This is a genomic window from Enterococcus ureasiticus, assembly GCF_001730285.1.
Lineage (GTDB): Bacteria > Bacillota > Bacilli > Lactobacillales > Enterococcaceae > Enterococcus_L > Enterococcus_L ureasiticus.
Genome location: NZ_MIJZ01000012.1, coordinates 410,079 through 435,473 on the forward strand (window position 1 = coordinate 410,079; position 25,395 = coordinate 435,473).

Sequence of the window (25,395 nt, forward strand, 5' to 3'; positions counted from 1 at the left end):
TGTCACCTCTTTATATTTGCTAGCTACTAAGCTGCGATAGACAACGGATTGTTATTTTTCAAACTAAGTTGAAAAATAACTCTCAAGCTGCTATTATTTACCAGTTTTACCTTCTTTACGACGTACGAATTCGCCAACATAACGGATTCCTTTGCCTTTATAAGGTTCTGGAGGACGAGTACCACGAATATTTGCTGCTAATTCACCAACGTGTTCTTTGTTAGCGCCTTTTACAACTACTTGTGTATTCGAAGGTACTTCTACAGTTACACCAGCTGGTGGTGTGATTTCTACTGGATGAGAATACCCAACGTTAAGAACTAATTTAGTCCCTTGCATTTGAGCACGGTACCCAACCCCGATAAGTTCAAGACCTTTTTCAAAGCCTGTACTTACACCAACAACCATGTTGTTGAAGTTTGCACGAGTTGTTCCGTGGATTGTTTTCATGTCTTTGCTATCGTTTGGACGAGTGAATGTTACTTCGTTCCCTTCGATATTCATCGTGATATCAGAAGAGAATTCACGTGTTAATTCACCTTTAGGTCCTTTTACAGTAATGTTGTTTCCTTCTTGTTTGACTTCAACGCCAGCAGGAAGTACAACGATTTTATTACCAATACGGCTCACTTAGAGACACCTCCTTGTGTGTTTTTTTAAATTACCATACGTAGGCGATTACTTCGCCGCCGATGTTTTTTGCTCTTGCTTCTTTATCAGTTACAACACCTTCAGAAGTAGAGATAATCGCGATTCCTAGACCATTCAATACTTTAGGTACTTCGTCAGATTTGACATAAGCACGTAAACCTGGTTTAGAGATACGTTTTAAGTTTGTGATAACACGTTCTTCGTTTTTACCGTATTTTAGGAAAACACGAATCACGCCTTGTTTGTCATCTTCGATATATTCTACATCGCGTACAAAACCTTCACGTTTCAAGATTTCAGCGATATCACGTTTGATTTTTGACGCAGGCACTTCTAAGCTTTCATGTTTAACCATGTTTGCATTACGAATGCGCGTTAGAAAATCTGCAATTGGATCTGTCATGACCATTGAACTATTTACCTCCTTTATGCGAGTTTACTTGTTTACCAGCTAGCTTTCTTCACGCCGGGAATTTGACCTTTATAGGCAAGTTCGCGGAAGCAAATACGGCAAAGATGAAATTTACGATAAACTGAATGTGGACGTCCGCAACGTTCACAACGAGTATATGCTTGTGTTGAATGTTTTGCAGGGCGTTTGTTTTTAGCAATCATTGATTTTTTAGCCACGTAGTTCGCCTCCTTTTATTATTTTTGGAATGGCATACCTAATTGTGTCAACAATTCACGAGATTCTTCATCTGTGTTTGCTGTCGTTACAATAACGATGTCCATACCGCGTACTTTATCTACTAAATCATAATCAACTTCTGGGAAGATTAATTGTTCTTTAACACCTAAAGTATAGTTACCACGTCCGTCAAAAGCTTTTTTGCTTACTCCGTGGAAGTCACGTACACGAGGTAGAGAAACAGATACTAATTTATCTAAAAATTCGTACATTCTTTCTCCGCGTAAAGTAACTTTTGCACCGATTGGCATGCCTTCACGTAGACGGAAACCAGCGATTGATTTCTTAGCTTTAGTGATCAATGGTTTTTGACCTGTGATCAATGCTAATTCTTCAACTGCTTTATCTAAATTTTTTGCGTTTGAAACAGCGTCACCCACACCCATGTTAATAACGATCTTATCAACTTTTGGTGTTTGCATAACTGAACTATAATTAAATTTTTCCACTAATGCTGGAGTAATTTCTTTAATATATTTTTCTTTCAGGCGGTTCATTTAGTAAGCCCCTCCTTCCTTTTAATCTATTTATCTAAGACTTCACCGGTTTTTTTAGAAACACGGACTTTTTTTCCATCGACTTCTTTGTAACCTACACGACCAGCTACACCTGTTCCGTCAATCACCATTACATTAGAAACATGAATCGGCGCTTCGACTTCTAGGATTCCGCCTTGCGGCGCTGCTTGATTTGGTTTTTGGTGTTTTTTCATGATGTTAACACCTTCAACGATGACTTTGTCTTTTTTAGGAAACGCTGCTAATACAACGCCTTCTTTATTTTTGTCTTTACCAGTGATAATTTTCACTTTATCGCCTTTTTTAACAAACATTACTGTTTCGCACCTCCTTTGATACGTGTCCTGATTATAATACTTCTGGTGCTAGAGAAACGATCTTCATGAAGTTGTTTTCACGTAATTCACGTGCAACAGGACCGAAGATACGAGTTCCACGCGGGCTCTTATCATCACGAATGATTACAGCAGCATTTTCATCAAATTTAATGTATGAACCGTCTGTACGACGAGCTCCTGATTTAGTACGAACGATAACGGCTTTTACGACTTCACCTTTTTTGACAACCCCACCTGGCGTTGCATGTTTAACGGTAGCAACGATCACGTCACCAATATTAGCAGTTTTACGTCCAGAACCACCTAGTACTTTAATCGTTAAGATTTCACGAGCACCTGAGTTATCTGCGACTTTTAATCGGCTTTCTTGTTGGATCACGATGTGTATCCCCCTTTCAGATTTTATGTCTCAATCTATATAGGAAAATCTCGTTTTTATTAGATAATAACTGCTTCTTCGACTACCTCTAGTAAACGGAAACGTTTTGTAGCTGATAATGGACGAGTTTCCATGATTCTTACGATGTCTCCAACTTTTGCAGTGTTGTTTTCATCATGAGCTTTATATTTCTTAGAATATTTCATACGTTTACCATAAATAGGATGGTTTTTCTTTGTTTCTACGACAACAGTGATAGTTTTATCCATCTTATCTGAAACAACACGACCTTGGTAAACTTTGCGTTGATTTCTTTCTTCAGTCATACGCGTTTGGCCTCCTTCCACTATTAGTTAGCTTGTTCACGCAATACTGTTTTGATGCGTGCAATCGATTGACGTACTTCTTGAATACGTGCAGTGTTTTCTAATTGACCTGTTGCTAGTTGGAATCTAAGATTAAATAATTCTTCTTTGAATTGCTTTTCTTTTTCAAGCATTTCGGCAGTGGTTAATTCTCTGATTTCTTTAACCTTCATTCGATTCACCACCCATTTCCTCACGTTTTACAATTTTGGTTTTCACCGGTAATTTGTGGGATGCAAGACGAAGAGCTTCACGAGCTACTTCTTCAGGTACGCCTGCGATTTCAAACATGATTTTACCACGTTTAACTGGTGAAACCCAGCCTTCAGGAGCCCCTTTACCTTTACCCATACGAACACCGATAGCTTTACTTGTGTATGATTTGTGAGGGAAAATTTTAATCCATACTTTCCCGCCACGTTTCATATAACGAGTCATAGCAATACGGGCAGCTTCGATTTGACGGTTAGTAATCCAGTGAGATTCAGTTGCTTGTAAGCCCCATTCACCAAATGTTACTTCTTTTCCACCTTTGGCTTCACCACGCATTTTACCTCTAAATTCACGACGGTGTTTTACACGTTTAGGTACTAACATGATTATTTCCCTCCTTTCTCAGTGTTTTTTTTCGTTGGAAGAATTTCTCCACGGTAAATCCACACTTTAACTCCTAATTTTCCGTAAGTTGTGTCTGCTTCTTCCCATGCGTAATCAATATCAGCACGCAAAGTGTGAAGTGGAACTGTACCTTCAGAGTAACCTTCTGAACGAGCAATATCAGCACCGTTTAAACGACCTGATACTTGTGTTTTGATTCCTTTAGCGCCTGAACGCATAGTGCGTTGAATCGCTTGTTTTTGAGCACGACGGAAAGCAACACGGTTTTCTAATTGACGTGCAATTCCTTCGCCTACTAATTTTGCATCTAAATCTGGTTTTTTGATTTCAATGATGTTGATATGAACTCTTTTACCAGTCAATGAATTTAATGATTTTCTTAGGTTTTCGACTTCAGATCCGCCTTTACCGATAACCATACCTGGTTTAGCTGTGTGGATTGAAATGTTCACACGATTTGCAGCGCGCTCGATCTCAATTGTAGACACAGCGGCATCAGCAAGTTTTGTCGCGATAAATTTACGGATTCTTAAATCTTCGTGTAAGAACTCAGCATACTCTTTTTCAGCATACCATTTTGCATCCCAGTCGCGGATGATGCCTACACGCATTCCTATTGGATGTACTTTTTGACCCACTGATTGTCCCTCCTCTTAATCTTTTAAGGTTCGGTTGCCACTATTTCAAAATGCTAATGCATTAAGAATAATGGACCTCCTCTTATCAAGTGACATCTGTTTAAAACAGATTATTTTTCTGATACGACTACTGTAAGATGACTTGTACGTTTGTTAATTGGTGATGCTGAACCTTTTGCACGTGGACGGAAACGTTTCATTGTTGGTCCTTCGTTAACAAATGCTTCAGATACTACTAAGTTTTCAACGTCTAAGTCAAAGTTATTTTCTGCGTTAGCAACTGCTGACATTAAAACTTTTTCAATGATTCCAGCAGATTTGTTTGGCATGAATTTCAAGATAGAAATTGCATCCGCAACGCTTTTACCTCTGATAAGATCGATTACTAAACGGGCTTTACGAGGTGAAGTGCGAACTGTTTTAGCAGTTGCCTTAGCTGATGTAATTTGTTCTGACATTTGCATTTCCTCCCCTCAAAATTAACGTCTAGTTTTCTTATCGTCGGCTCCGTGGCCACGATAAGTTCTAGTTGGTGCAAATTCACCTAATTTATGTCCTACCATGTCTTCTTGGATGTATACTGGAACGTGTTTACGTCCATCATATACGGCAATTGTAAATCCAACGAATGTTGGAAAAATTGTAGAACGGCGAGACCAAGTTTTAATTACTTTCTTCTTTTCGGCACCTTGTTGAGCTTCTACTTTTTTCATTAGATGCTCATCTGCGAAAGGCCCTTTCTTTAAACTACGACCCATGGTGAACCTCCTCTCAAAATGTACGACACATGGTCAAAAAAATTATTTAGTACGACGACGAACGATAAATTTGTCGGATTTTGCTCTTTTGTTACGAGTTTTCAAGCCGATAGCTGGTTGACCCCAAGGTGATACTGGAGCTTTACGTCCGATTGGTTGTTTACCTTCACCACCACCGTGTGGGTGATCGTTCGGGTTCATTACGCTACCACGTACAGTTGGGCGTTTACGCATCCAACGAGAGCGGCCTGCTTTACCAATGTTGATTAATTCGTGTTGTTCGTTACCAACAGAACCGATAGTTGCACGGCAAGTTGCTAAGATCATACGAACTTCACCAGAGTTCAAACGGATCAATACGTATTTGCCTTCTTTACCAAGTACTTGAGCACTTGTTCCAGCAGAACGAATCAATTGACCGCCTTTACCAGGTTTCATTTCAATGTTGTGGACAACAGTACCTACTGGAATATTTTCCAATGGTAGTGCGTTCCCTACTTTAATATCTGCTTCAGTACCGGAAACAAGGCGCATGCCTACTTCCAATCCTTTTGGTGCTAGAATGTATGCTTTGATTCCATCTTCGTAATGTACTAACGCGATGTTAGCAGAACGGTTTGGATCATACTCGATAGTTTTGACAACCGCTACAACGTTATCTTTATTACGTTTGAAGTCGATCATACGGTATTGACGTTTGTGACCGCCACCTTGATGACGAACTGTAATACGACCATTGTTGTTACGACCGGCATGGTTTTTTAATGGCGCCAACAACGTTTTTTCCGGTGTTGATGTCGTGATTTCAGCGAAATCAGATGCTGTCATATTACGACGGCCATTTGTGGTAGGTTTATACTTTTTAATCGCCACGTCTTTTTCCCTCCCATTTAATAGTTAACATGGACTGCTTATTCAGCAGCATCGAAAATTTGAATTTCTTTTGAATCATCTGTTAATGTCACAACAGCTTTGCGACGTTTTTTTGTGTAACCAGCATGTTTGCCCATACGTTTAAATTTAGGGCGCACGTTAATGATGTTTACGTTTTTAACTTTAACATCAAATGCTGCTACAATAGCTTGTTTTACTAAAGTTTTATTTGCACGAGTGTCCACTTCGAAAGTGTATTTCTTTTCGTCCATAGCAAGCATGGATTTTTCAGTGATCACTGGGCGTTTGATTACGTCTAGTAAGTTCATTATGCAAGCACCTCCTCAATTTGAGTAAGAGCAGTTTGTGTTGCCAATACTTTAGTATTAGAAACGATATCTAAAACACTTACGTTATCAGAAGTTACTACAGAAACGTTTGGTAGATTACGAGCAGATAATGCTGCAAAATCATTGCCTGTTTCTAAAACAACTAATACTTTCGCATCAATAGATAAGTTTGTTAAAACTTGTTTGAATTCTTTTGTTTTTGGTGCATCAAAGCCTAAAGCTTCAACTGCTACCAAGTTGTTTTCAGCAACTTTATCTGACAATACAGATTTCATTGCTAAACGACGAACTTTTTTAGGAAGTTTGTAGCTGTAAGAACGTGGTGTTGGTCCGAAGACTACGCCACCTCCACGCCATTGTGGTGAACGAATTGAACCTTGACGAGCACGACCAGTTCCTTTTTGACGCCATGGTTTACGGCCACCGCCACGAACTTCTCCGCGGTGTTTTACTGAGTGTGTACCTTGTCTTAATGAAGCACGTTGCATGATGATTGCATCGTAGACAACAGTTTCATTTGGTTCGATTCCGAAAATCTCTTCGTTTAAAGTGATTTCACCATTTTGAGTTCCATCTTGTTTAAATAATGCTACATTCGGCATTCCTTAGTTCCTCCTTTCCCTACGCTTATTTAGCTTTCACAGCTGATTTGATTGTGATTAATGATTTTTTCGCTCCAGGAATGTTACCTTTGATCATGATTACATTTCTTTCAGCGTCCACTTTAACAATTTCAAGGTTTTGAATTGTTACGCGGTTGCCACCCATACGGCCAGCAAGTTTTTTATTTTTAAATACACGGTTAGGCGCAACTGGACCCATTGACCCAGGACGACGGTGGTAACGAGAACCGTGAGACATTGGTCCGCGGCTTTGTCCGTGACGTTTGATAACGCCTTGGAATCCTTTACCTTTCGAAGTTCCTGTAACATCAATAATGTCTCCTGCTTGGAAAACATCTACCTTAATTTCTTTACCTACTTCATATTCTCCTAGCTCAACATTTTTGAATTCCTTAATGAAGCGCTTAGGAGCCGTGTTTGCTTTTGCAACATGACCTTTCGCAGGTTTGTTTGATAAAACTTCACGTTTGTCTTGGTAACCGATTTGGATAGCTTCGTATCCGTCAGTCTCAACAGTTTTTACTTGTAAAACTACGTTTGGCGTAGCTTCAACTACTGTTACTGGAATTAATTCACCAGACTCAGTAAAGATTTGTGTCATTCCCACTTTTTTCCCTAAGATTCCTTTGGTCATGAGTACACCTCCATTGTCTTGATTTTATAGTTTGATTTCAATATTCACACCAGATGGTAAGTCAAGCTTCATTAAAGCATCAACTGTTTTTGGTGTTGGGTTCACAATGTCGATTAGACGTTTGTGCGTACGCATTTCGAATTGTTCGCGTGAATCTTTGTATTTATGAGTCGCACGAATAACTGTGTAAAGTGAGCGTTCTGTTGGTAATGGAATTGGTCCTGATACGTCAGCTCCAGTTCTTTTTGCTGTCTCTACAATTTTATCCGCTGATTGATCTAAAATACGGTGTTCATACGCTTTTAAACGGATACGAATTTTTTGTTTTGCCATCTTGTTCCCTCCTTCGCCTATTTTGAAAGTAGACATAGCTCCACGAAAATTTTTCCGTCACGCTCGTTCGTGGCAAAGCGCCCGGGCGTGTCGCAACCTCTCGTTTCTTAGCCGGTAGATCAAAAGCTTGATTTACCAGTGCTTTTCACACTTCTATAAATAGCACCTTTGTAATTATATTATAGAAACATAGTAATAGCAAGGATTTTTTTAGAAAAGATCCGTTTTTTTCTTATAGGTATTTTTTTCATTAGTAACTTTTTTAATTGGTTACAATTTAGGTTTAAGTTTCCTCTTTATAATAGAAGTAACAGGATATTTATATACTTGTTTTTTTGCTGAAGGAGTACTCGTTCATAAAAAGACTGTGCTTATTACATAAAAAGTAATAAACACAGTCTTTTTTATAGTATTTGATTCACTTTAGCGAATTCAGAAAAATTTGATTTGAATTACTACTATAGAAGAATTACGTTTTTTAGTTCTATTTACATATTTTTCATGATTTTCGGCAAAGAAAAACTCGCGACGAAAAAGTCATCCTCTATATCAAAAGCATATGACGCTTTTCGATAGTGCTTTAATAACTTAGTAAAAATATGAAGCCCTTTCCCTTGGTGTCCTTCCTTCGTTGTGAAATTATTTTTAAGTAGTTTTTCAATAGATAAATTGCCTACATATGTATTTCTAACTTCCACAACGGTTGATTGTTCATAAATATCCATTGTCACTTCAATCAAGGGATGTTCAATCCCTTTCGATGCTTCTACTGCATTATCCAAAAGAATTGACAAACAACGAATAAAATCCAATAGATTGATTGTAATGTCTAGCTCTGAAATTTCTTGTTTTACTACGAAATGTACTGGTATTTTTTTGTCACGGCAACTTTCTATAAATTTTATCAACAACCCTTGAATTGGCGGGCTTTTTATAGCAGCAACTTGAGAGTAAGCATCTGTTTCAATAAAAGAATTTGAATAGTCGACGATTGAAGACACATAATCGCGTGCTTCCACAACCTGACCTTGCTCTAAATACGTCAGTAAACTTACCAGCATATTTCGGTAGTCATGCCTAAACTCATTAGCTAAATGTAATTTTTCTTCCTCTTGAAATGATTTCTCAGAAAGAATTCGAATACTTTGCTGTTGTTGATAAAATCGACTGACCAGATAAATCACGTAACAAAAAACACCTGTAAATGTTAATAATATACCTGTTAAGTAAGCAAATTTTACAATTTGCATTTGTAGAAGACTAATAGTTCGAATGACATTTAGTGAATAAAGCACAACAATACAAAGAATAGATTGCGTAATGTATTTTTTTTGAAGTTGTGAGACAGATTCAAATATATTAAATTTGCTACTTATTTTTTTCGTAATAAGGATAAAAATAAATAGTAATAATTGTTGAAAAATCCAAGCGATATCATCCATTTGTCGGAATTGTTCTACCGTGATGACACGTCTGATCAATAAAATAAACAGTGAGTCCCATGCAATCAGCCCCGCAAGAAGCATCATCGTATTTTGCAGAAGAAAATAGAGCGCTGCCAATATCCAACTTTGTAAAAAGCGAATAATAAACAGAAATTCAAGCCCTACAAAAATGATCAGTAAATTGATTGCTCTACTATCCTGAAAAACGTAATAGATCAGAACTTCAACCAGTGTATAGCCTGTTAGAAAAATAACCTGTCGAAAACTAAAATACTTTTTATACCCTAATAACCAAAGAACTTGAATATAATTCAAGGATATTAACATCACTTCCATTGTTACTCCCATAAAACGCCTCTTTCCGCCCATTCAAGAATTGTGATTATAATACACTTTTCAATTTATTAATTATTCTTGAACCGACCTCTAATTCACTACCATCATCAAACATGATCAGCCCCTCTGGACGACTTAATGCTGAAACATGGGTTAAGTTAATAATATAAGAGCGTAAACCGGTATAGAGATATTGAGGATCTATTTGTTCTTTCAGCTTATTGATCGAGCCTTCTATCATTTGTTCGGACTGAATCGTTTTGACTACTAACATATTTCGCATGCCAGATGCCGTTTGAATATAGAGTATATCTTTATATTTTACAAATATTGTTTTTCCAAATTTTTTTAAAGAAATGTATTCTTCGGTATCTTGGGTCCGATTTACAATTTCCTTTTTAATAGTAGCAAACAAGTTACCAACTGTGCGATCGTTCAAACCAATTCCTTTTATTAGATAAGATGTGGCGTGAATGTTTTGGTTAATAATCTCAATCCCTTTATTTTCTAAATTAGTTAAAAAGATAATGAAGCTGTTTTTATTTTTTTCTCTAATTTTTTTAGCAATATCAATCCCTGAAAAATGAGACTTTAAATCAATATCCACAATAAAAACATCGTTATCCTCAATAGTTAATGCTTCTATTTCACTGTAATAAAAAGTCTCTAGTTCTTCTATTGAAGTAATGTGTACTGTGTATTGAAAAGATTTTTGCTGGAGTGAAGAAATAAAATCATGTAGTTTTTTTCTATAAACAAATTCATCTTCTATTAGATAAACACGTATAATATCAAACATACTGCACCAACTCCTCTAGTTCATTGTACCGATTCTATATCAAATAAGAAAGTAAAGAATAGTCGAAAATTGAATCATTCTAAATGAAGCTACTCAAGCTTCTTATAAGAATTAATATAACAAAAAATGGTAGGTAAAACCATTAAATAGTTTTACCTACCATTTTAAACACAGTTTCACAAAAAAAGTGAACAGGTTATTCGGTGCATTGCACCTTCGTTTCCCGATTTTGTCACAGTTTGATGCTATCTGGTTTTATTAGTTATTTTTTATTTTGGTTGTCTTTTCTCAGATGGTTTTTTCTTCTTATTACCTGATTGTTCTCTATTTTTACGCGCACGTTTCGCTTTTTTACGCGCTTCTTTTCTTCTTAATTCTTCTTGATGTTTCTTTCTTTGGCGTATCATCCAAATGATCAATCCAATGATCACAACGCCAAATACTGCTCCACCGATAATGAAATAAAGTGTATAATCGCTATCTTCTTCTGCGAGTTCTACAGCGTCATCATTCAGTTTTTTCGCTTCATCTTCTTTGATTTCAAATTCTTTTTCAAACTCCCATTTTTCTCCGGCTGCTTCTACTGCCATTTTTAATATATATTTTCCAGCTTTAAATGGTTTGTTTGCCGTTGGAATTCCGTAATTAAAACTTGAATTAGGTGCCATATTTAAATTTTCTTGTTTGTTATGGAATACAGGTGCTTCTTGATTGTTGATTGCAAAAACATCTGCAGTTACCGTCATGTTACCTAGAATACGGGGTGTTGGGTTTTGTAAAGTTCCCAATACATTATTACGATAATTTCGTTGTCCTGCTTTGGCACCTGTCAACTGCAACTCTGGTTTTACTTCATCGTCATTTTCTGATAAACGGACACCGATAACATAGGCAAATTTATTTTCAATTTGTACGCCCGATTCTTTGTTTTCTCCAGCTTTTTCTTCTTTTTGAGTGAAGTGTAAGCCTCCTAGAATAATTCCGTTGAATGTTTCACTTGGAAGTGCTACTTGTACTTTAAGTAATTTAGTTTCCTTTGGCGCAAGTTGAACTTCAGGATCAACTTTTGCAAGTTTGCCAAATGGATAGGCCAATGTTTTATCTAGTTTAGGATCAACGGCACCATAATCGATGACACCATTGTCATTTGTGATGGCCGTGTTCGCTTTAGTCTGAACTGTAACATCTTTATCAGTGTTATTTTTTAATTCGACTTCTAGTTCTTGAGTTTCACCTGGTTTTACACGTAAATCAAAATAGGTTTTGCTTTTATCTCGCTGATTTTCTGGTAATTTTGCTTCTACAGAAAAACTCATTTCTTCAGCCGATGCATGTTGTCCTCCTGTAAAACCAACCGCGACAAATCCTATCATAGTCAAAATAACTGGTATCAATCGTTTCATACTGTTTTCTCCTTTTCTTATCAACTTATTTTTTAGTTGTACAATTAATTTCATGTAAGACGGTTATCGCTTACTACTAACGAATCACTCGTTTATGTATTGTATTCTTTTTGTTATTGTTTTTTGGGGAAATAGTTTATTCACTCCTTCATCAAAAAAATGTAATATCTAATAGATATTTCTATTAGTAATCAACTTATAAAGTAATATTACTACAATAAAAAAAATGAAAGTGAACATTAGAACGTTTATATTCTACATTGGTGCTTTTTATATCTTTTTTTTATTTATATATTGAATAATGGCTTGGAATATAATTTTTATATAAATAATAAAAGATACAAAACAACTTGAAATTCACGGAAGCTATATTCTAGTCTTCCGTGAATTTCTTTATATTTATTAACAACTATATGGGGATTCCTTTAGTCCTCGGAGTTAAACACGCCTGCCCCAACCTCTTATTTCTAAAACTTAATAAAATCGTTTAGAAATAATTGATACCGTTAACACTAACTAAATGTTTTCCCAATCCATCTAAAACTTTGTCATTGTTCGTACGGTATTCGATGAAGAATCCTTCATTTAAATTGATATCTTTTTTACTGATCTCGAATTCATATGCACCTGCTTTTTCAGGTGTAGCGATGATCCCCTTGTCAGCAAGTTCTTTTCCCTGCTGGCTCATGATTGATAAGTGAATAGACGCCCCTTTTTTGACTTTGGTCAAATTATAACGGACAACGTAGCTGTCAGTGCTCTCTTTCACGCTTAAGTCATTTAAAAACGGTGTCGCAGCCTCTGCTTTATAAGTACTTGTAAACATTACTCCTACCATAGCTACTAATGTTAGTATACCTAAGAAAACACTTGTCATTTTTTTATTATTCATCGTTTAAATTGCCCCTTTATTTTTTGTTTCATTTTATCGACTCAGAGAAGACTTATGCCGAAAACCGCTTCGCTGGTAGCGAACGACTTCTTCAGCTAATCTGCTCACTACCAAAGAAGTAACTTTCACTCTCAACTATCGATTACTTTGATTGCACAAGGTCCTATCAAAAAAGTATGTATCCCTTGTGCAGTAAATTATAAATAATTACACTATGAACTTGAGGCTGGGACAGACGTGTTCAACTCCGAGAACTAGGTGTTGCTTCTTTAATGCTTGTTTTAGTTACTGCGTCTATTGTTGTGGACTGTCACTTAATGTCCAAGTAAGACTTGTCTTATACAATCCAGCAACTTTTTTTGAATCTCCAGGAATTTTTAACTGGATGCTACTAGTAGCTTGGTCGTTAGTATCACCAAAACGATCTGCCCAAGTGCCCATCCCGTGACCTGCTTCTGCGTTCATCACTAGCGCTTCTTGACCATCCGCGGTTAAGGTAAATGTCGGATTAGCTGTCGGTGCTGTTTCTGTTTTACCTGATTTAGCACTTAACACAGGATTTGTGAAAACAAGTTCTGTTCCAGCTAAATCGTTACTACCATTTTTAAACGCACCATTTTGTTTAACCGTTAAGCGCCAACCAACGTTAGTTCCACGGTTATCTGTGATCTGGATGTAGTTTGGCACCTCAATAACTGTTTCTTCATCATCCATTAACTGATCCGGTTTCACTTTATAGATAGCGTCATTTCCTTGCGCTTTTTGACTCCCAAATCTTAGATTTGAAACATAATTAATGCTCAATGGACCCTTCGTACTTGGTGGATGAGGATTTTCTTCTCCATCAATCTCTGGTACTGGTTTGACTGGTTTTGTCGGGTCAATCGGATTGACTGGTTTTTCAATTTCTGAACCATCATTTTTTTCAATACTTACATAGGCATTTGATTCAATACTGCTGCTATCGTCGGCAGATGCTGCCATAGGGATCAGTGACACCGCAACTAAGCATGCGCTAAATAGAAATACTTTTTTCAATGATTACACTTCCTTATAAAATGGAGAAAAAACAAGCGTATAAGCTTGTTGCGTTCTCCTCATTTATGATTTTAATTTGTTAGTGGTGTATTATTCAATGTCCACTCGATTTTAGCAGTATATTTACCTGCAGTCTTTTTAATAGAACCTGGAATTGTTAAGTGTACACTAGTAGCTGCATCACCTAATGTCTCTTTATCTGATTCTAAAAGAGTTCCATATAAGATATTCCATGTTCCCATACCGGTGTTTTCTTCGGCACCTGCAATCAATACATCGTCATCTGATGTTAAAATAACTGGTTTAGCAACAGTTGGTTTAGCTGCATTATCAGCAGATTGTGCTTGTGCCCAACCATTATCCAATGTAATCGTGCTACCTGTTAAAACAGAGGTCTTATTATTAAATTGGTCTGAGATTTTTGCTGTTAGTGTCCAACCAGCATTGTTTCCACGGTTATCTGTTACTTGAGCAAAGTTTGGACGTTCTTTTAGTCCACCTTCTACAAAATTTAGTTTTGGTAATTTTGCTGTGTAATCTTGCGTATTACCAGACATTTTGATTTCACCAAAATCAAAAGCTGTTAATAGACTTAAACGTAAAGACGTGGTCATTTCTGGATCAACGACACCTTCTCCTGGATCTGTTGGATCGATTTCGCCACCACCGTCTCCGCCATCTCCACCACCAGGGCCTGTTGGTTTTTCGCCTTCATTTCCACCGTTATCTGCTTCTAAAGTAACTGTTGCATCTGTCGTTGCTTTTGCTGAAAATTCTTCTTCCGCTTGAACGCTTTTTGCGCCTAAAATTCCTGTACTGATTAAGCATAATGCTAAAATTGCTGTTTTTTTCATTTGTTTGTTTCCTCCAAAAGACTAATTTTATTTTAATAGAGTTGCTTTTAACTCTGTCGTTTATGCAGATTCATTACGACTGGGATATAACATTTAGAATTACGTCCCAGTCACGAAAATTACCTATCTATTCAGATACTGGTCCGTCTGCTAAGATCCATGTTAATTCAGATTTGTATTCAACACCCGCTTGTGGTTGCGCACTTGCTGGGATATCTAATTGTACGCCAGTATCTGGTACTAATGTTGCATAGTTATTTGGAGCAATAGTTTCTTCATTACCAAATTTCAATGACCAAGAACCAGTTCCTTGTTTATTTTCTTGAGCTACACTTTGATCTGCACTTAGTAGCGTTTTAGAATCAGTACCAATCTCTACTCCTTGATGTAGAATACTTGGCGCTGCAACACCAGTAGGTCCTTTAAGATTTAAATTATTTAAGCTTAAAACAGCACCTTGCAATGTAATCGTCATATCAGCTTCGTTTTTACCTGAAAATGGTGTTGCAGTAACACTTAGATTCCAACCACTCATTTTACCGCGGTTATCAACTACTTGAACAAAGTTAGGGACGTTTTTATAAATCGTTGTATCTTCATCGTCTTTAAATTTTACACCTAATTGTGTTCCTTTAGCCCATAATTTCATACCATTTCCGCTTAATTTGATCGGTTTAAATTTAGTGAAGTTTTCAATATCGCCCTCACCATCGTCGTCTGCACGATCATTGAAACGGAAATTAGAAACTAAAATATTAAAACTCGCTGTACCGTTACCAGTATTTCCGTCCGTTTCTGTTTCATCAATTTCACCATCTTTATCGTTGCCATCTGTCGGTGGTACAACTGGCGGTTTTCCAGTTTCGTCTGCTTCAAATAATACTGTTGCGTCTGATTTTGCTTCTGGATTTGGATTTGTTACTTCCTCTTCCGCAAATGCTGCTGATGCTCCTAATGTTAATGCGCTAAAACTGATGATTCCTAAGCTTAATAAAGTCATTTTTTTCATAATATTCTCTCCTAATTCTGTTTTTTTTAGTTTGATTTCTTAGTTAGTTGGTGCAGTTACTAATTTCCAAGTTAGTGTTGAACGATAGCTTTTATCTGCTTTTGGTTGTGCTGTAACTGGTACAGATAATTGAACACCAGCAGTTGCATTTGTTTTATCATCATTCATTTTTAATGTCGTTTTATCCGTATCTGCTCCCCAAGTCACAGCCCATGTTCCTTGACCTTTACCAGCTCCAGCATCCAAAACAGTATGTGAACCAGTTGCTAAAATATCTTCACCAACAGATACAGCAGTTGGTGCTAGGGCTGCGCCATCTGTATCACCCACGATTTGTGCGTCATTCAAGGTGATGCTTGCGCCTTTTAGCTCAGTCGTTGTTGGGTTACTTGACTCATCCAACTCTTTAAAAGCAGATCCTTCCACAGAAACATTCCATCCCGCATTTGTCCCACGGTTATCTGTTACTTGCAAGAAGTTCGCCAATCCAGTTGTTGGTTCTGATCCGTCTGTCCATTTTAATGTTGTTGGTGCTGCGAAAGCAGTCATATTTGTACTACCAATTTTGATCTCACCAAATTTGAAATTTGATACCCAATTGATATTAAATGATTTCGTTCCATTACCACCGCTACCGTTACCATCAGGGTCTATACCTTTACCAGGTTCAGTCGGCTTAGTTGGATCAACTACATCTGGTTTATCTGGTGTTATTGGGTCTTTATCTTCTACAAATTTTACATCTGCATTTGTTTCTGCTACTGGATCAGCTGCTTGCACTGATGGCGCTCCTAAAGCTACTGCACTTAACACTACTAAACCTAAACTCATTAATTTAATTGATTTCATATTATTATCTCTCCATTTTCTTTTATTATTTATTTTGGTGTTGCTCTTTCCTACGTTTGTAATAAAACAGTACTAGTACTGCACCGATCAAGAACAGTCCTGTCAGACTAAATCCAGCGGTGACCAATTCTCCGGTATTCAGTAGCTTCCCTGTTTGACCGCCAACAGGTTTTATAGTTGACGGCAGTACTTTTTCAGGGTCTTTGCCTTCGGGTATTTCTTCTGATTCACTAGATGACGTTGGTGTATAGTCATTCTCAAAGTGGATCCCTACTTGACCATCCATTTCTGCACTTTCAGCTCCTAACACCTCATGAGGTACTAAAAGAATGAGAAGGAACGTGCTAAGGAAGGCAATCAGGTACTTCATTCTTTTCTTCTTCATCTTGTTCCCTCCTATTCTGTCGGTGCATTTGTCAAGATCATATCTACTCGACTGCTATACGTGGCATCTTTATCAATCGCACCTGACGGTACTTGTAAAGAGAAGCCTTCATCTGCACTCCATGATACAAAGTTACTCGCACTTGGAGCATCTTTTTGGTAGATTGTTTGGAAATCGTCATTTAAACTCAAGGTTTTGCCTGCTTGTTTAAGCTGTAGTGCAGCACCTTTAAGTTCTTTGATGTTTTCTCCGCTACCTGTTTCAAATGGATTTTCCATTTTCGCTTGGATTACCCAGCCGTTTTTAACTAAGCGGCTGTCTAGAACAGTAAAGCCCCAGCCTGAATTCGTCCGTTTAATTTCTTGTGTATACGACTTGATTTTTTGTGTTCCAAAGCTTAATGGCGCAAGAGGTCCTACAATTTGTAATTCTGGTCCTGTTCCAACAAACGTAACATCGTAAGCATATTTCAAGTATTGATTGCTTAATGCACTTGTTGGTTCTGTTACGTAGACACTTCCCGTCTCTTCTTCGCCAACGGCTAAGTTCAACTTAGGATATGTTTTAAAACCAGCAGCTGCAACTCTTGTATAGTTCGTTCCTGATACACCATTCGGTATAGAGAAATATGAGCTAATACTTGTATAGCTGTCGTTGTATCCTGCTTCTGAACTTGTTAACTCGGAAGAAATCGAAATATCTTTTGCATCTAGTTGGTTGAAATACAATGGTTCAAATCCATTTTTTGTTACGACCACAAAAACTGTTTCATCATCTGGTACTCCACCTAATAATTGTGTTGGACCTGCATTATTTGTATACAATGCACGTTGACCGTCTTTCGTATAGAGACGCAGAACATCACCATAGTTGACCGTTAGTTGACCGTTAGTACCAAAAGTATCCACTAGTTGCGCTGGTGTATTGGTTCCTAATCCTTGGAAGGTCACATCTCCAACCGCGTTTGGTCCACTTGTGACTTCCTTAGCATTTGTAACCCCTGTTGCTTGTCCAGATAGATCATAGCGTGTCACTTGATAATAAGGCGCCGCTCCTGTACTACTTGACAATGGTGTTCCTTCATTAGCGCTTGGTAAATTTCCATAGCCAGAGACAAGTCTTGGCTTTCCATCGCTATCTTCGTGAAGTGACAAGACAAAGCTTGATTGCGCATTTGGTGAAGTGACGATTGTATTGCTGCCACCAAAGGCAATTGCATTCCCCCAAGTGACTCTAACTGTTGTTGTAATCTCTAATGTATTTGATGGATTTTGATTATCTGTTACTTTCACCAGCATTGGTACTGTAGGATTTGCAGTAGTTGAAATACGTTTGGTAACTGGCGCTTCTAGTAAGGTTACAGAATAATCAGTTACTGCTGTATCACTTATTTTTACATCTTTGACCGATGCTTTTAATCGTGCAGCTGTCCAATAGTCAGCACCTGTTCCTAAGGTAACCGTCTGCAATACAGCCGCTGCATCTAAACCAGCATTTACTTTAATATTAATTGTTTTCGATGCATTGTCTGAGCCTTTTTCTGCACGAATTTTTGCTGTATAGCTACCAGAAGAATCTGATTCAGCTGTTAGGGTCGTTTCATTTACTAATACGCTAACACCCTCTGTTAGTCCAGTCCCGTTATCCCAACCAATTGCTTTTGATTCTTTCAAGATCAATGCTTTGATCTCATCTGTAGATAAGCCTTCTAAAGTACTTTTCCTCACAGTGAAATCATTGGCAGCTATCGTCAAACCTGTAGTTGGCGGTGCAGCTGCTGTTACGTTCAATGGAACTTCAATGATTTTGGTTTGGGTAGGTTCGTCACTATCTGTCATACGAACTTTGATCATTTGCACACCTACTGTCGATGTATCTGGTGTTCCATCTACAAATTCAAACGTAGCGGTATGCCCTGGTAGAATTACTGGATCTTTTACTAACGAAGCAGCAGATTTTGTCCAAGGAGTGTCCTTCTTGATTGATTGTGCGATTAGTGTTACACCTAAGTTATAAACGTTGATATTCACCGAATAGTCTTCAGAAGGTAGCCCCTTCATCGTTCCAGGCGCTTCATTAATCGCAACCAGCTCTGTTTGATACGTTTTGATTGAAGCAGAAACATCATTCATGACAGCTGGTAAAGTACTTCTAGGGATAGATACATGTCCCGTTGTTGTTTTATTTGCATTAGATTCAAAACCGATTGTTTCTTTTTGATTGTTTGGATACGTTACATAAACTGTTCCATAAGATGTAGGTTCGGGAATTTGGCTTAATGTATAGTCTGTTTCAAAACTCGTGCTGCTATCGTCCTGATAAATGTTCCATGTCTCAGGTGTCGCTTTTAATTTCATATACGGCATTTCTTCTCCAACAAAGACCTGATAGCCTGTTTTTAATGCACCATCCATTGGAATAGGTTTCCATGGCGCACCCAGTTGATAAGCCGAATCGACACCACTAATGATTGTTGCACCTTGTTTTAAGTTCCTAGCTTCCGTTCCCGTTCCCGAAAAATTATTACCGAAATAGTTAAAGTTGCCATTAGTTCCGATGTTCTTATTATCTCCGGCAATATATTTTGTATAATCAGATAACCAATTCCCTTGATTATCTTTTAATTTAATCGTTAATCGTCTATTCGCTTGTGGTTCCATATAAAAACCACTATTATTTCCTAATGCATAAATAGGCACGTTATCGGTAAGATAATCTGTATCCACACTTTCTAACATAGAAAATTTGCGGGTCGTTGTGTCTAAATTATACATGTTTAGTGAAATTGAAAAATTTAGGTTTACAGCTAAATTTATATCATAGACATATAGAACCTTATTCTTCGAGTCTACCAATACCTGCTTCAATGAATCCCCTTTACGGAAAGAGAATCGCGCATCTATGTCACTAATAGTTTTATACCCTAATCCAAAATTTCTATTCCATGTAGTTCCGTACAAAGGAGTTGATCCAACACCAGGGATATCAGAAACCCGTCCGTTCCCAGCCCCATTAGTACCTGATGACCAAACATAGCCTTTTTGATTTTCATCTTGAATAAAAAATCCATGAATTGAACCATAGGCGGGCATTCCACGTTCTGCGAAGCCTATTCTGGACTTGTTAATCGGATTGACAAGCAGCCCATTAGGTGCGCCTATTGGAAGATCCTCCCATCCTTCCCTGCCGTTAACTCCAAACACATCATCTGGAACTACTAGAGCCCTAATGGTGTAATTCAAAGTCTCTGTACCGTATGTGATCTTAAGATTCACGTCTCCATTACCTCGAAACCCTTGATTGATGTTGGGAGTTGTCGCTTGGAAATCTAAGTTTTCTCCAGTCTTAAGATCCCACACTTTCAGGTCGTATTTACTCATCAATAAACTCATAATCTGATCCACTGTTTTTCCCTTAACCTCACTAGCATTTAGTGAACTCCCAGTGTAGCTCAATCCAGCTTTACCATTAACCACGACTGATACATTGATATAAGTTACCATAATCGGTATTCGAATAATCCCACTAATTTGAGGATTAAGTTTTTCGGTCATTTTAATATAACCCCATTGGAAACCTTGTTCACTTGGTTTGAAGGTATTGACTGGATTTGTTGGTTCTCCTTCGCTGGTCACCCATTCATAAGTTGAACTTGACGCAGCTGTGTTTGTTGTTGTTCTGTATGAGGTAAATAGATTGCTAGCATTCGTTCCCATATCAAGTGTAGTATTCACTTCCGTGGTAAAATAATACGGCGATTTCAGGTTGGCACCATAGACAATCACATTCTTCAGCGTCGTTCCTTGTATACCATTTGCCTCAACACGGAATGTCGCAGTATAAGCAGCGGCTGTACCTGCTTGAGTGTTTGTTTGAGAAACAGTTGTTGATACAGCTTCCCCCGTAACTACATCCCATGCTCGCGCATTACTTTTTGTCATGATAAGCTCTTTCAGCTCGTCATTACTTTTACCAATAGTTTCACTTTGATACAAAATGATTTGAGTGTTAAAAGTATCCGTCTGCAATGCTACGGTGTTTGCAAGCATCATTGTTGTATCAGCATTCGTTACAGACACTGGAATTGGTACTACAATGCTTGTTAGACTATACATTTCTGTAATTTCTACATAAATCATCTGAAAACCAACCTCGGCACTACTTGGCGTTGCTACTCCCTCACCAGACTCAGTTACATATTTCCAATTAATTCCAGACGCTGGTTGTGGAATTTCAAGACCAGAAACAAGTTTTTCCAATTCTGTTTTTGAGCTACCTGCTGTCGGAAAAGCTGCATTTTGGTTGATTCTAAAAGTTTTAGGCTCTGCTTTGAGTCCCTCTTCATTTGAAACAAGTGGCATTGGTTGTGCTGTACGAGTAGCCGTTGCCTGCTCATCATTGCTCTGTACGGCTTGCTCTTTCTTTTCTTTCGTTTTTGTTTCTTTTTCCGTTTTTGTTTCTTCTTTCGGTGCAGCTGAAAGGTTGGTTGTTTTCCATTGCCAAGCACCTGCTACTGCTAATAGTGTTAGCACAGCCCCTACTATTAAACGCTTTTTCATTTTTTCAGACTGTATCAACTTCATTATTTTTTCTCACCTCTCTTTACTTTCCTCGTCCTAATTTGACAATCCATTGTGTATTTCACCTCCTCGAAGTGAGGCGCTTTGAAAATGGTCAATTATGTCTCCTCCTTCAACAATGTTTATTGTTAGGCCCAAAACGCAGCCTTTATATCGTTAACATATACCCTTTGGAACGGACGGTCATCACATCAATCGGGCTTACTCTCATTTTTTGTCTTAAAAGAAAGACTAAGTTGGTAATCCTGTACTGCTGATTTCCCACACTTTCTGCCCAAAGATGTTGTCGTATCTCTTCGTAAGTGACCACGTTGTTCATGTTTTTATATAGAAGCTCTGTGAGTAAAAACTCTGATTTAGTTAGCCAGATTGCTTGACCATTTACTACAATATTTAAGTTATTAGAATCAAGCGCAACACCGGATTCTTGTTTTTTACTTTTTGGCTTAGCATTCATGCGTTTTAACCCATTTAAAAGTAATGATGCTAGCTCATCTGGTTCGCTTTCTTTACAGGCAAATCCATCGATACCTAATTTTGAGTAGATTTTTCTGTTTATCTTAGGTAACTGTTCTGAAACAATCCAGATCAATGTTCTAGCATTATTTCTAAGGTAAACTAAGAGTTCGCAAACATCCTCTACAAAATGATTTTCATCATCTTGAATCACAATTGCATCTAATTGGCTTATTTCTTCGAAATTCATACGACTTTGTTCAAGAGTTTTGACATCCTCAAAAACTTGTTCTAAGCCAGTCGCATACTCTTTTTCAGTTGCTGTTGATAATGGTAGATAGCCGATTTTATACATAATTTCTTTCCTCTTTTCTATGTCTAAAGATTAGTTTATCAATTCTTTGTTCCTTATGTTAAAATAAAATGTACGTTTATTGACGCTATTCCTTTTAAATTTCTCACGAATAAATATCTCAAATGCAATTAATTCGAGATATAACCTTTTAAACCCTTTTAGCATCGCGTATCTCATAAATGCTGACGGCTTTGATGACGGCTTATCTAATTTATTTTTTTAAATGATTAAATTTTTATCTAAGACATTTAAAGCTGATTTCCTAGTTTCCCACATTGAATCTGCGTACGTATCTAACGTCATTTTGACTGATGCATGTCCCAAAATTTTACTTAATGTTGCAATGTCGACTCCCTTTTCGATACATCTTGTTGCAAAGCTGTGTCGTAAGCTATGGAAGCTAATTGGAGCAATACCCGCGTTCTTAAGTACTTTTTTAAAGCGATAGCTGATGATCCGGGGTTCTGTAAAAGTTCCTTTACAGTTCACGATGTAACTACCTGTTGCATTTTCACGTTTTATTTGAAGGTACTTTTTTAAATTTTTCGAAAGTGGAATTGCTCGAATTGATGTCTTCGTTTTTGGTAAATCAATCACCAGTTCTGTTTTCCCGACATGTGTGGTTGAAGGAATTCTAGAAATCGTTCGACGTACATAAATGATATTTTTGTTCCACTCAATGTCTGTCCAACGAAGTCCGCTGATTTCTCCAATTCTCATCCCTGTATATAAGGCAATAATGATCGCTGAACTTTCTTCTTCTTGAAGAGCTGCTCGTTCTAACTTTCTTTGATTGTTTATAGGTAGTGCTTGGACAGAAGCTTTCTGAGCGGATGGTAGTAATACGTTTTTACATGGGTTATGATAGATTTTTTCCATCCTGATAGCTTCTTTTATTGCACTTTTCAGCAGATTCACAATATTTTGAATAGTACTATTTGACAATTGAATAGATGCTAAGTGGCGAATGAACGTTTCTATATCTTCTCTTTTTAATTTTTTCAACGGTATGTTTCCTAAATGAGGGATGATGTGCTTTTCAATCTTCCCTCTATAATTAGAATAAGTGGACATCTTAATCGATTCCTTTATTGATTTTTCTAACCAATAAGTGATCCACTCTTCAACTGTACCGGAATAGTTACTTTCTTGCTGACTAGAGAAAATATACTGTGCTTTTTTCACGGATAATTTTTCTTTGACCTCGGAATAGCATTTACCATAAACGTAGCCATAGATGATCCGTCCCTTAGTGGTTCTATTTTTTGTAAAGCGGCCTTCCCAGCGACCATCTTTTCTTTTATAAATATTTTCGCCTTTTTTTACCACAAATAACTCCCCATTTCTTATAAAATTTGACGGTTATCTTGACGGCTAATATTCAAAAATCGATATAAAAAAAACAATAAAAATTCAAAAATTCAAATTTTATTTTATTTTATTATCAAAAATTGTTAAATTTGCATAAAAACCTGATAGAAACTAGTCTAGACGGTTGAATATAAATAGGGTACAATTAATTTCATTAAGTAACAGACTATATTTTATATCTCGAATTAATTGCATTTGAGATATGTTTGTTATTAGAAAAAACACTATAATAATTATATTTTTTTTGTATTTTTCCTAAATCAACCTTGTAAAACAATATTACTATAATTCAAAAAAAAGAAATGAACATTCAAACGCCTTTTAAATACATTAGCTCACTTTTTTATACTATTGATGCTCAAGTGGTGCTAATTATCTATTTTGAATACTAATTAAGAACATATCTACTATAGTATTGGTTTTTATTCTTTAAATAGACGAAAAAACAGCTAACTGATCACGGCATCAGTTAGCTGTTTCTTTGTCTTGATCTTGAGTTTTGAAATCAAAATAAAAAAGCCGAAGGGAAATTCCCTTCGACTTACGTCCGAGTACGCCGATGTTTTACGTCGGTTTTGTTCCTTTATATTAAATCGTTAAATTTAAATTATTTAGTGATTTCAGAAACAACGCCTGAACCAACAGTACGTCCGCCTTCACGAATAGAGAAACGAGTTCCGTCTTCGATAGCGATTGGGTGGATTAATTCAACGTCCATTGCAACGTTATCACCAGGCATTACCATTTCAGTACCTTCTGGTAATTCAACTACACCAGTTACGTCAGTTGTACGGAAGTAGAACTGAGGACGGTAGTTAGTGAAGAATGGAGTGTGACGTCCGCCTTCTTCTTTTGATAAAACATAAACTTCAGCTTTAAATTTTGTGTGTGGAGTGATTGAAGCAGGTTTTGCCAATACTTGTCCACGTTCGATATCTTCACGTGCTACACCACGTAATAAAGCACCGATGTTATCGCCAGCTTCAGCGTAGTCTAACAATTTACGGAACATTTCAACACCAGTAACTGTTGTTTTAGCAGTATCTTCTTTGATACCAACGATTTCGATTTCGTCACCAACGCGAACTTCTCCACGTTCAACACGGCCTGTAGCAACAGTACCACGTCCAGTGATTGAGAATACGTCTTCGACTGGCATCATGAATGGTTTGTCAGTATCACGAGTTGGAGTTGGGATGTACTCATCAACTGCAGTCATTAATTCCATGATTTTTTCTTCGTATGAAGCGTCGCCTTCTAAAGCTTTCAAAGCAGAACCAGCGATAACAGGAGTGTCGTCACCTGGGAAATCGTATTCTGATAATAGATCACGAACTTCCATTTCTACTAATTCTAATAATTCTTCGTCATCTACCATATCCATTTTGTTTAAGAAAACAACGATGTATGGTACACCAACGTTACGTGATAACAAGATGTGCTCACGAGTTTGAGGCATAGGACCATCAGCAGCAGATACTACTAAGATAGCTCCATCCATTTGTGCAGCACCAGTGATCATGTTTTTAACGTAATCCGCGTGTCCTGGGCAATCCACGTGGGCATAGTGACGAATATCAGTTTCATATTCGATGTGAGAAGTATTGATTGTGATACCACGTTCTTTTTCTTCTGGAGCGTTATCGATATCAGCATATGATGCAGCATCTCCACCACCGTGTTTAGCTAACACAGTTGCAATTGCAGCAGTTAATGTAGTTTTACCATGGTCAACGTGTCCAATAGTACCAATGTTTACATGGGGTTTAGAACGGTCAAATTTTTCTTTAGCCATTTTAAATGTTCCTCCTAAAATATATGAATTTTATTTTATTTGATAGATAGTGACAACTA

At 37.3% G+C, this 25,395-nt stretch carries 30 protein-coding genes; all 30 read right to left on the reverse strand.

From position 1 onward, the window contains the following. Nucleotides 1-93 precede the first annotated feature (93 nt). Nucleotides 94-630 carry a 50S ribosomal protein L6 gene (gene rplF, locus BCR21_RS07910; RefSeq protein ID WP_069645935.1) on the reverse strand — a complete coding sequence of 179 codons (537 nt, stop codon included), beginning with the start codon at nt 628-630 and terminating at the stop codon, nt 94-96. A 31-nt stretch (nt 631-661) separates the two neighbouring features. Then, entirely contained in the window at nt 662-1,060 is a 399-nt protein-coding gene (gene rpsH / locus BCR21_RS07915; RefSeq protein ID WP_010761677.1) for a 30S ribosomal protein S8, read from the reverse strand. Nucleotides 1,061-1,095: 35 nt separating this feature from the next. Further along, on the reverse strand, nt 1,096-1,281 hold the full coding sequence (locus BCR21_RS07920; protein WP_002356214.1) for a type Z 30S ribosomal protein S14: 186 nt from the start codon (nt 1,279-1,281) through the stop codon (nt 1,096-1,098). Nucleotides 1,282-1,299: 18 nt separating this feature from the next. Next, nucleotides 1,300-1,839, reverse strand: coding sequence for a 50S ribosomal protein L5 (rplE, locus tag BCR21_RS07925; RefSeq protein ID WP_010770625.1), 540 nt, complete (start codon nt 1,837-1,839; stop codon nt 1,300-1,302). A 26-nt stretch (nt 1,840-1,865) separates the two neighbouring features. Continuing rightward, a complete protein-coding gene (rplX, locus tag BCR21_RS07930) occupies nt 1,866-2,174 on the reverse strand; it encodes a 50S ribosomal protein L24 (protein WP_010761679.1) in 309 nt (102 codons plus the stop codon). A gap of 34 nt (nt 2,175-2,208) precedes the next feature. Beyond that, a complete protein-coding gene (gene rplN / locus BCR21_RS07935) occupies nt 2,209-2,577 on the reverse strand; it encodes a 50S ribosomal protein L14 (RefSeq protein WP_010761680.1) in 369 nt (122 codons plus the stop codon). A 59-nt stretch (nt 2,578-2,636) separates the two neighbouring features. Further along, nucleotides 2,637-2,903, reverse strand: a complete 267-nt coding sequence (rpsQ, locus tag BCR21_RS07940) for a 30S ribosomal protein S17 (RefSeq protein WP_010761681.1) — start codon at nt 2,901-2,903, stop codon at nt 2,637-2,639. 23 nt (nt 2,904-2,926) lie between these two features. After that, the gene (gene rpmC, locus BCR21_RS07945) at nt 2,927-3,115 is read right to left on the reverse strand and encodes a 50S ribosomal protein L29 (RefSeq protein WP_010761682.1); all 189 of its coding nucleotides are present in this window, start codon (nt 3,113-3,115) and stop codon (nt 2,927-2,929) included. After that, nucleotides 3,105-3,539 carry a 50S ribosomal protein L16 gene (rplP, locus tag BCR21_RS07950; RefSeq protein WP_010761683.1) on the reverse strand — a complete coding sequence of 145 codons (435 nt, stop codon included), beginning with the start codon at nt 3,537-3,539 and terminating at the stop codon, nt 3,105-3,107. The genes rpmC and rplP overlap by 11 nt, the downstream gene beginning before the upstream one ends. 2 nt (nt 3,540-3,541) lie before the next feature. Next, nucleotides 3,542-4,198 carry a 30S ribosomal protein S3 gene (rpsC, locus tag BCR21_RS07955; RefSeq protein WP_010766221.1) on the reverse strand — a complete coding sequence of 219 codons (657 nt, stop codon included), beginning with the start codon at nt 4,196-4,198 and terminating at the stop codon, nt 3,542-3,544. A gap of 110 nt (nt 4,199-4,308) precedes the next feature. Next, a complete protein-coding gene (rplV, locus tag BCR21_RS07960; RefSeq protein ID WP_010761685.1) occupies nt 4,309-4,656 on the reverse strand; it encodes a 50S ribosomal protein L22 in 348 nt (115 codons plus the stop codon). A gap of 21 nt (nt 4,657-4,677) precedes the next feature. After that, a complete protein-coding gene (gene rpsS, locus BCR21_RS07965; protein ID WP_010761686.1) occupies nt 4,678-4,956 on the reverse strand; it encodes a 30S ribosomal protein S19 in 279 nt (92 codons plus the stop codon). A gap of 42 nt (nt 4,957-4,998) precedes the next feature. Further along, nucleotides 4,999-5,829 carry a 50S ribosomal protein L2 gene (gene rplB / locus BCR21_RS07970; protein ID WP_069645936.1) on the reverse strand — a complete coding sequence of 277 codons (831 nt, stop codon included), beginning with the start codon at nt 5,827-5,829 and terminating at the stop codon, nt 4,999-5,001. A 38-nt stretch (nt 5,830-5,867) separates the two neighbouring features. Next, complete coding sequence (gene rplW / locus BCR21_RS07975) at nt 5,868-6,158, reverse strand: 50S ribosomal protein L23 (protein ID WP_069645937.1); 291 nt, start codon at nt 6,156-6,158, stop codon at nt 5,868-5,870. Further along, a complete protein-coding gene (gene rplD / locus BCR21_RS07980) occupies nt 6,158-6,781 on the reverse strand; it encodes a 50S ribosomal protein L4 (protein WP_010761689.1) in 624 nt (207 codons plus the stop codon). The genes rplW and rplD overlap by 1 nt, the downstream gene beginning before the upstream one ends. 25 nt (nt 6,782-6,806) lie before the next feature. Then, nucleotides 6,807-7,436, reverse strand: a complete 630-nt coding sequence (rplC, locus tag BCR21_RS07985; RefSeq protein WP_010761690.1) for a 50S ribosomal protein L3 — start codon at nt 7,434-7,436, stop codon at nt 6,807-6,809. 24 nt (nt 7,437-7,460) lie between these two features. Continuing rightward, on the reverse strand, nt 7,461-7,769 hold the full coding sequence (gene rpsJ, locus BCR21_RS07990; protein WP_002389727.1) for a 30S ribosomal protein S10: 309 nt from the start codon (nt 7,767-7,769) through the stop codon (nt 7,461-7,463). A 488-nt stretch (nt 7,770-8,257) separates the two neighbouring features. Beyond that, complete coding sequence (locus BCR21_RS07995) at nt 8,258-9,562, reverse strand: sensor histidine kinase (RefSeq protein ID WP_069645938.1); 1,305 nt, start codon at nt 9,560-9,562, stop codon at nt 8,258-8,260. A gap of 34 nt (nt 9,563-9,596) precedes the next feature. Further along, nucleotides 9,597-10,349 carry a LytR/AlgR family response regulator transcription factor gene (locus BCR21_RS08000; RefSeq protein WP_069645939.1) on the reverse strand — a complete coding sequence of 251 codons (753 nt, stop codon included), beginning with the start codon at nt 10,347-10,349 and terminating at the stop codon, nt 9,597-9,599. A 269-nt stretch (nt 10,350-10,618) separates the two neighbouring features. Continuing rightward, nucleotides 10,619-11,752: a WxLIP family cell surface protein gene (locus BCR21_RS08005; RefSeq protein ID WP_069645940.1), complete on the reverse strand. Its 1,134-nt coding sequence runs from the start codon at nt 11,750-11,752 to the stop codon at nt 10,619-10,621. 487 nt (nt 11,753-12,239) lie between these two features. After that, nucleotides 12,240-12,644 carry a hypothetical protein gene (locus tag BCR21_RS08010; protein WP_069645941.1) on the reverse strand — a complete coding sequence of 135 codons (405 nt, stop codon included), beginning with the start codon at nt 12,642-12,644 and terminating at the stop codon, nt 12,240-12,242. A 294-nt stretch (nt 12,645-12,938) separates the two neighbouring features. Then, the gene (locus BCR21_RS08015; RefSeq protein ID WP_069645942.1) at nt 12,939-13,682 is read right to left on the reverse strand and encodes a WxL domain-containing protein; all 744 of its coding nucleotides are present in this window, start codon (nt 13,680-13,682) and stop codon (nt 12,939-12,941) included. A gap of 71 nt (nt 13,683-13,753) precedes the next feature. Further along, nucleotides 13,754-14,536, reverse strand: coding sequence for a WxL domain-containing protein (locus tag BCR21_RS08020; RefSeq protein WP_069645943.1), 783 nt, complete (start codon nt 14,534-14,536; stop codon nt 13,754-13,756). Between the two features lie 127 nt (nt 14,537-14,663). Next, nucleotides 14,664-15,545, reverse strand: coding sequence for a WxL domain-containing protein (locus tag BCR21_RS08025; protein WP_069645944.1), 882 nt, complete (start codon nt 15,543-15,545; stop codon nt 14,664-14,666). Nucleotides 15,546-15,584: 39 nt separating this feature from the next. After that, the gene (locus tag BCR21_RS08030) at nt 15,585-16,394 is read right to left on the reverse strand and encodes a WxL domain-containing protein (protein ID WP_069645945.1); all 810 of its coding nucleotides are present in this window, start codon (nt 16,392-16,394) and stop codon (nt 15,585-15,587) included. 25 nt (nt 16,395-16,419) lie between these two features. After that, a complete protein-coding gene (locus BCR21_RS08035; RefSeq protein WP_069645946.1) occupies nt 16,420-16,779 on the reverse strand; it encodes an LPXTG cell wall anchor domain-containing protein in 360 nt (119 codons plus the stop codon). An 11-nt stretch (nt 16,780-16,790) separates the two neighbouring features. Then, nucleotides 16,791-21,362 (reverse strand): hypothetical protein, encoded by a 4,572-nt coding sequence (locus tag BCR21_RS08040; RefSeq protein ID WP_069645947.1) that lies wholly within the window; start codon nt 21,360-21,362, stop codon nt 16,791-16,793. Between the two features lie 145 nt (nt 21,363-21,507). Further along, nucleotides 21,508-22,170 (reverse strand): winged helix-turn-helix domain-containing protein, encoded by a 663-nt coding sequence (locus tag BCR21_RS08045; protein ID WP_069645948.1) that lies wholly within the window; start codon nt 22,168-22,170, stop codon nt 21,508-21,510. Between the two features lie 219 nt (nt 22,171-22,389). Beyond that, the gene (locus BCR21_RS08050; RefSeq protein WP_069645949.1) at nt 22,390-23,499 is read right to left on the reverse strand and encodes a tyrosine-type recombinase/integrase; all 1,110 of its coding nucleotides are present in this window, start codon (nt 23,497-23,499) and stop codon (nt 22,390-22,392) included. Between the two features lie 649 nt (nt 23,500-24,148). After that, nucleotides 24,149-25,336: an elongation factor Tu gene (tuf, locus tag BCR21_RS08055; protein WP_069645950.1), complete on the reverse strand. Its 1,188-nt coding sequence runs from the start codon at nt 25,334-25,336 to the stop codon at nt 24,149-24,151. Nucleotides 25,337-25,395: the final 59 nt, after the last annotated feature.

Bases quoted from the DNA above. Each gene is read 5' to 3' on its own strand.
- rpsH (WP_010761677.1), bottom strand. From the start codon at position 1,060: ATGGTCATGACAGATCCAATTGCAGATTTTCTAACGCGCATTCGTAAT.
- rplE (WP_010770625.1), bottom strand. From the start codon at position 1,839: ATGAACCGCCTGAAAGAAAAATATATTAAAGAAATTACTCCAGCATTA.
- rplX (WP_010761679.1), bottom strand. From the start codon at position 2,174: ATGTTTGTTAAAAAAGGCGATAAAGTGAAAATTATCACTGGTAAAGAC.
- rpsQ (WP_010761681.1), bottom strand. From the start codon at position 2,903: ATGACTGAAGAAAGAAATCAACGCAAAGTTTACCAAGGTCGTGTTGTT.
- rpmC (WP_010761682.1), bottom strand. From the start codon at position 3,115: ATGAAGGTTAAAGAAATCAGAGAATTAACCACTGCCGAAATGCTTGAA.
- rplP (WP_010761683.1), bottom strand. From the start codon at position 3,539: ATGTTAGTACCTAAACGTGTAAAACACCGTCGTGAATTTAGAGGTAAA.
- rplV (WP_010761685.1), bottom strand. From the start codon at position 4,656: ATGTCAGAACAAATTACATCAGCTAAGGCAACTGCTAAAACAGTTCGC.
- rpsS (WP_010761686.1), bottom strand. From the start codon at position 4,956: ATGGGTCGTAGTTTAAAGAAAGGGCCTTTCGCAGATGAGCATCTAATG.
- rplW (WP_069645937.1), bottom strand. From the start codon at position 6,158: ATGAACTTACTAGACGTAATCAAACGCCCAGTGATCACTGAAAAATCC.
- rplD (WP_010761689.1), bottom strand. From the start codon at position 6,781: ATGCCGAATGTAGCATTATTTAAACAAGATGGAACTCAAAATGGTGAA.
- rplC (WP_010761690.1), bottom strand. From the start codon at position 7,436: ATGACCAAAGGAATCTTAGGGAAAAAAGTGGGAATGACACAAATCTTT.
- rpsJ (WP_002389727.1), bottom strand. From the start codon at position 7,769: ATGGCAAAACAAAAAATTCGTATCCGTTTAAAAGCGTATGAACACCGT.
- BCR21_RS07995 (WP_069645938.1), bottom strand. From the start codon at position 9,562: ATGGGAGTAACAATGGAAGTGATGTTAATATCCTTGAATTATATTCAA.
- BCR21_RS08000 (WP_069645939.1), bottom strand. From the start codon at position 10,349: ATGTTTGATATTATACGTGTTTATCTAATAGAAGATGAATTTGTTTAT.
- BCR21_RS08005 (WP_069645940.1), bottom strand. From the start codon at position 11,752: ATGAAACGATTGATACCAGTTATTTTGACTATGATAGGATTTGTCGCG.
- BCR21_RS08010 (WP_069645941.1), bottom strand. From the start codon at position 12,644: ATGAATAATAAAAAAATGACAAGTGTTTTCTTAGGTATACTAACATTA.
- BCR21_RS08020 (WP_069645943.1), bottom strand. From the start codon at position 14,536: ATGAAAAAAACAGCAATTTTAGCATTATGCTTAATCAGTACAGGAATT.
- BCR21_RS08025 (WP_069645944.1), bottom strand. From the start codon at position 15,545: ATGAAAAAAATGACTTTATTAAGCTTAGGAATCATCAGTTTTAGCGCA.
- BCR21_RS08030 (WP_069645945.1), bottom strand. From the start codon at position 16,394: ATGAAATCAATTAAATTAATGAGTTTAGGTTTAGTAGTGTTAAGTGCA.
- BCR21_RS08035 (WP_069645946.1), bottom strand. From the start codon at position 16,779: ATGAAGAAGAAAAGAATGAAGTACCTGATTGCCTTCCTTAGCACGTTC.
- BCR21_RS08040 (WP_069645947.1), bottom strand. From the start codon at position 21,362: ATGAAGTTGATACAGTCTGAAAAAATGAAAAAGCGTTTAATAGTAGGG.
- BCR21_RS08045 (WP_069645948.1), bottom strand. From the start codon at position 22,170: ATGTATAAAATCGGCTATCTACCATTATCAACAGCAACTGAAAAAGAG.
- tuf (WP_069645950.1), bottom strand. From the start codon at position 25,336: ATGGCTAAAGAAAAATTTGACCGTTCTAAACCCCATGTAAACATTGGT.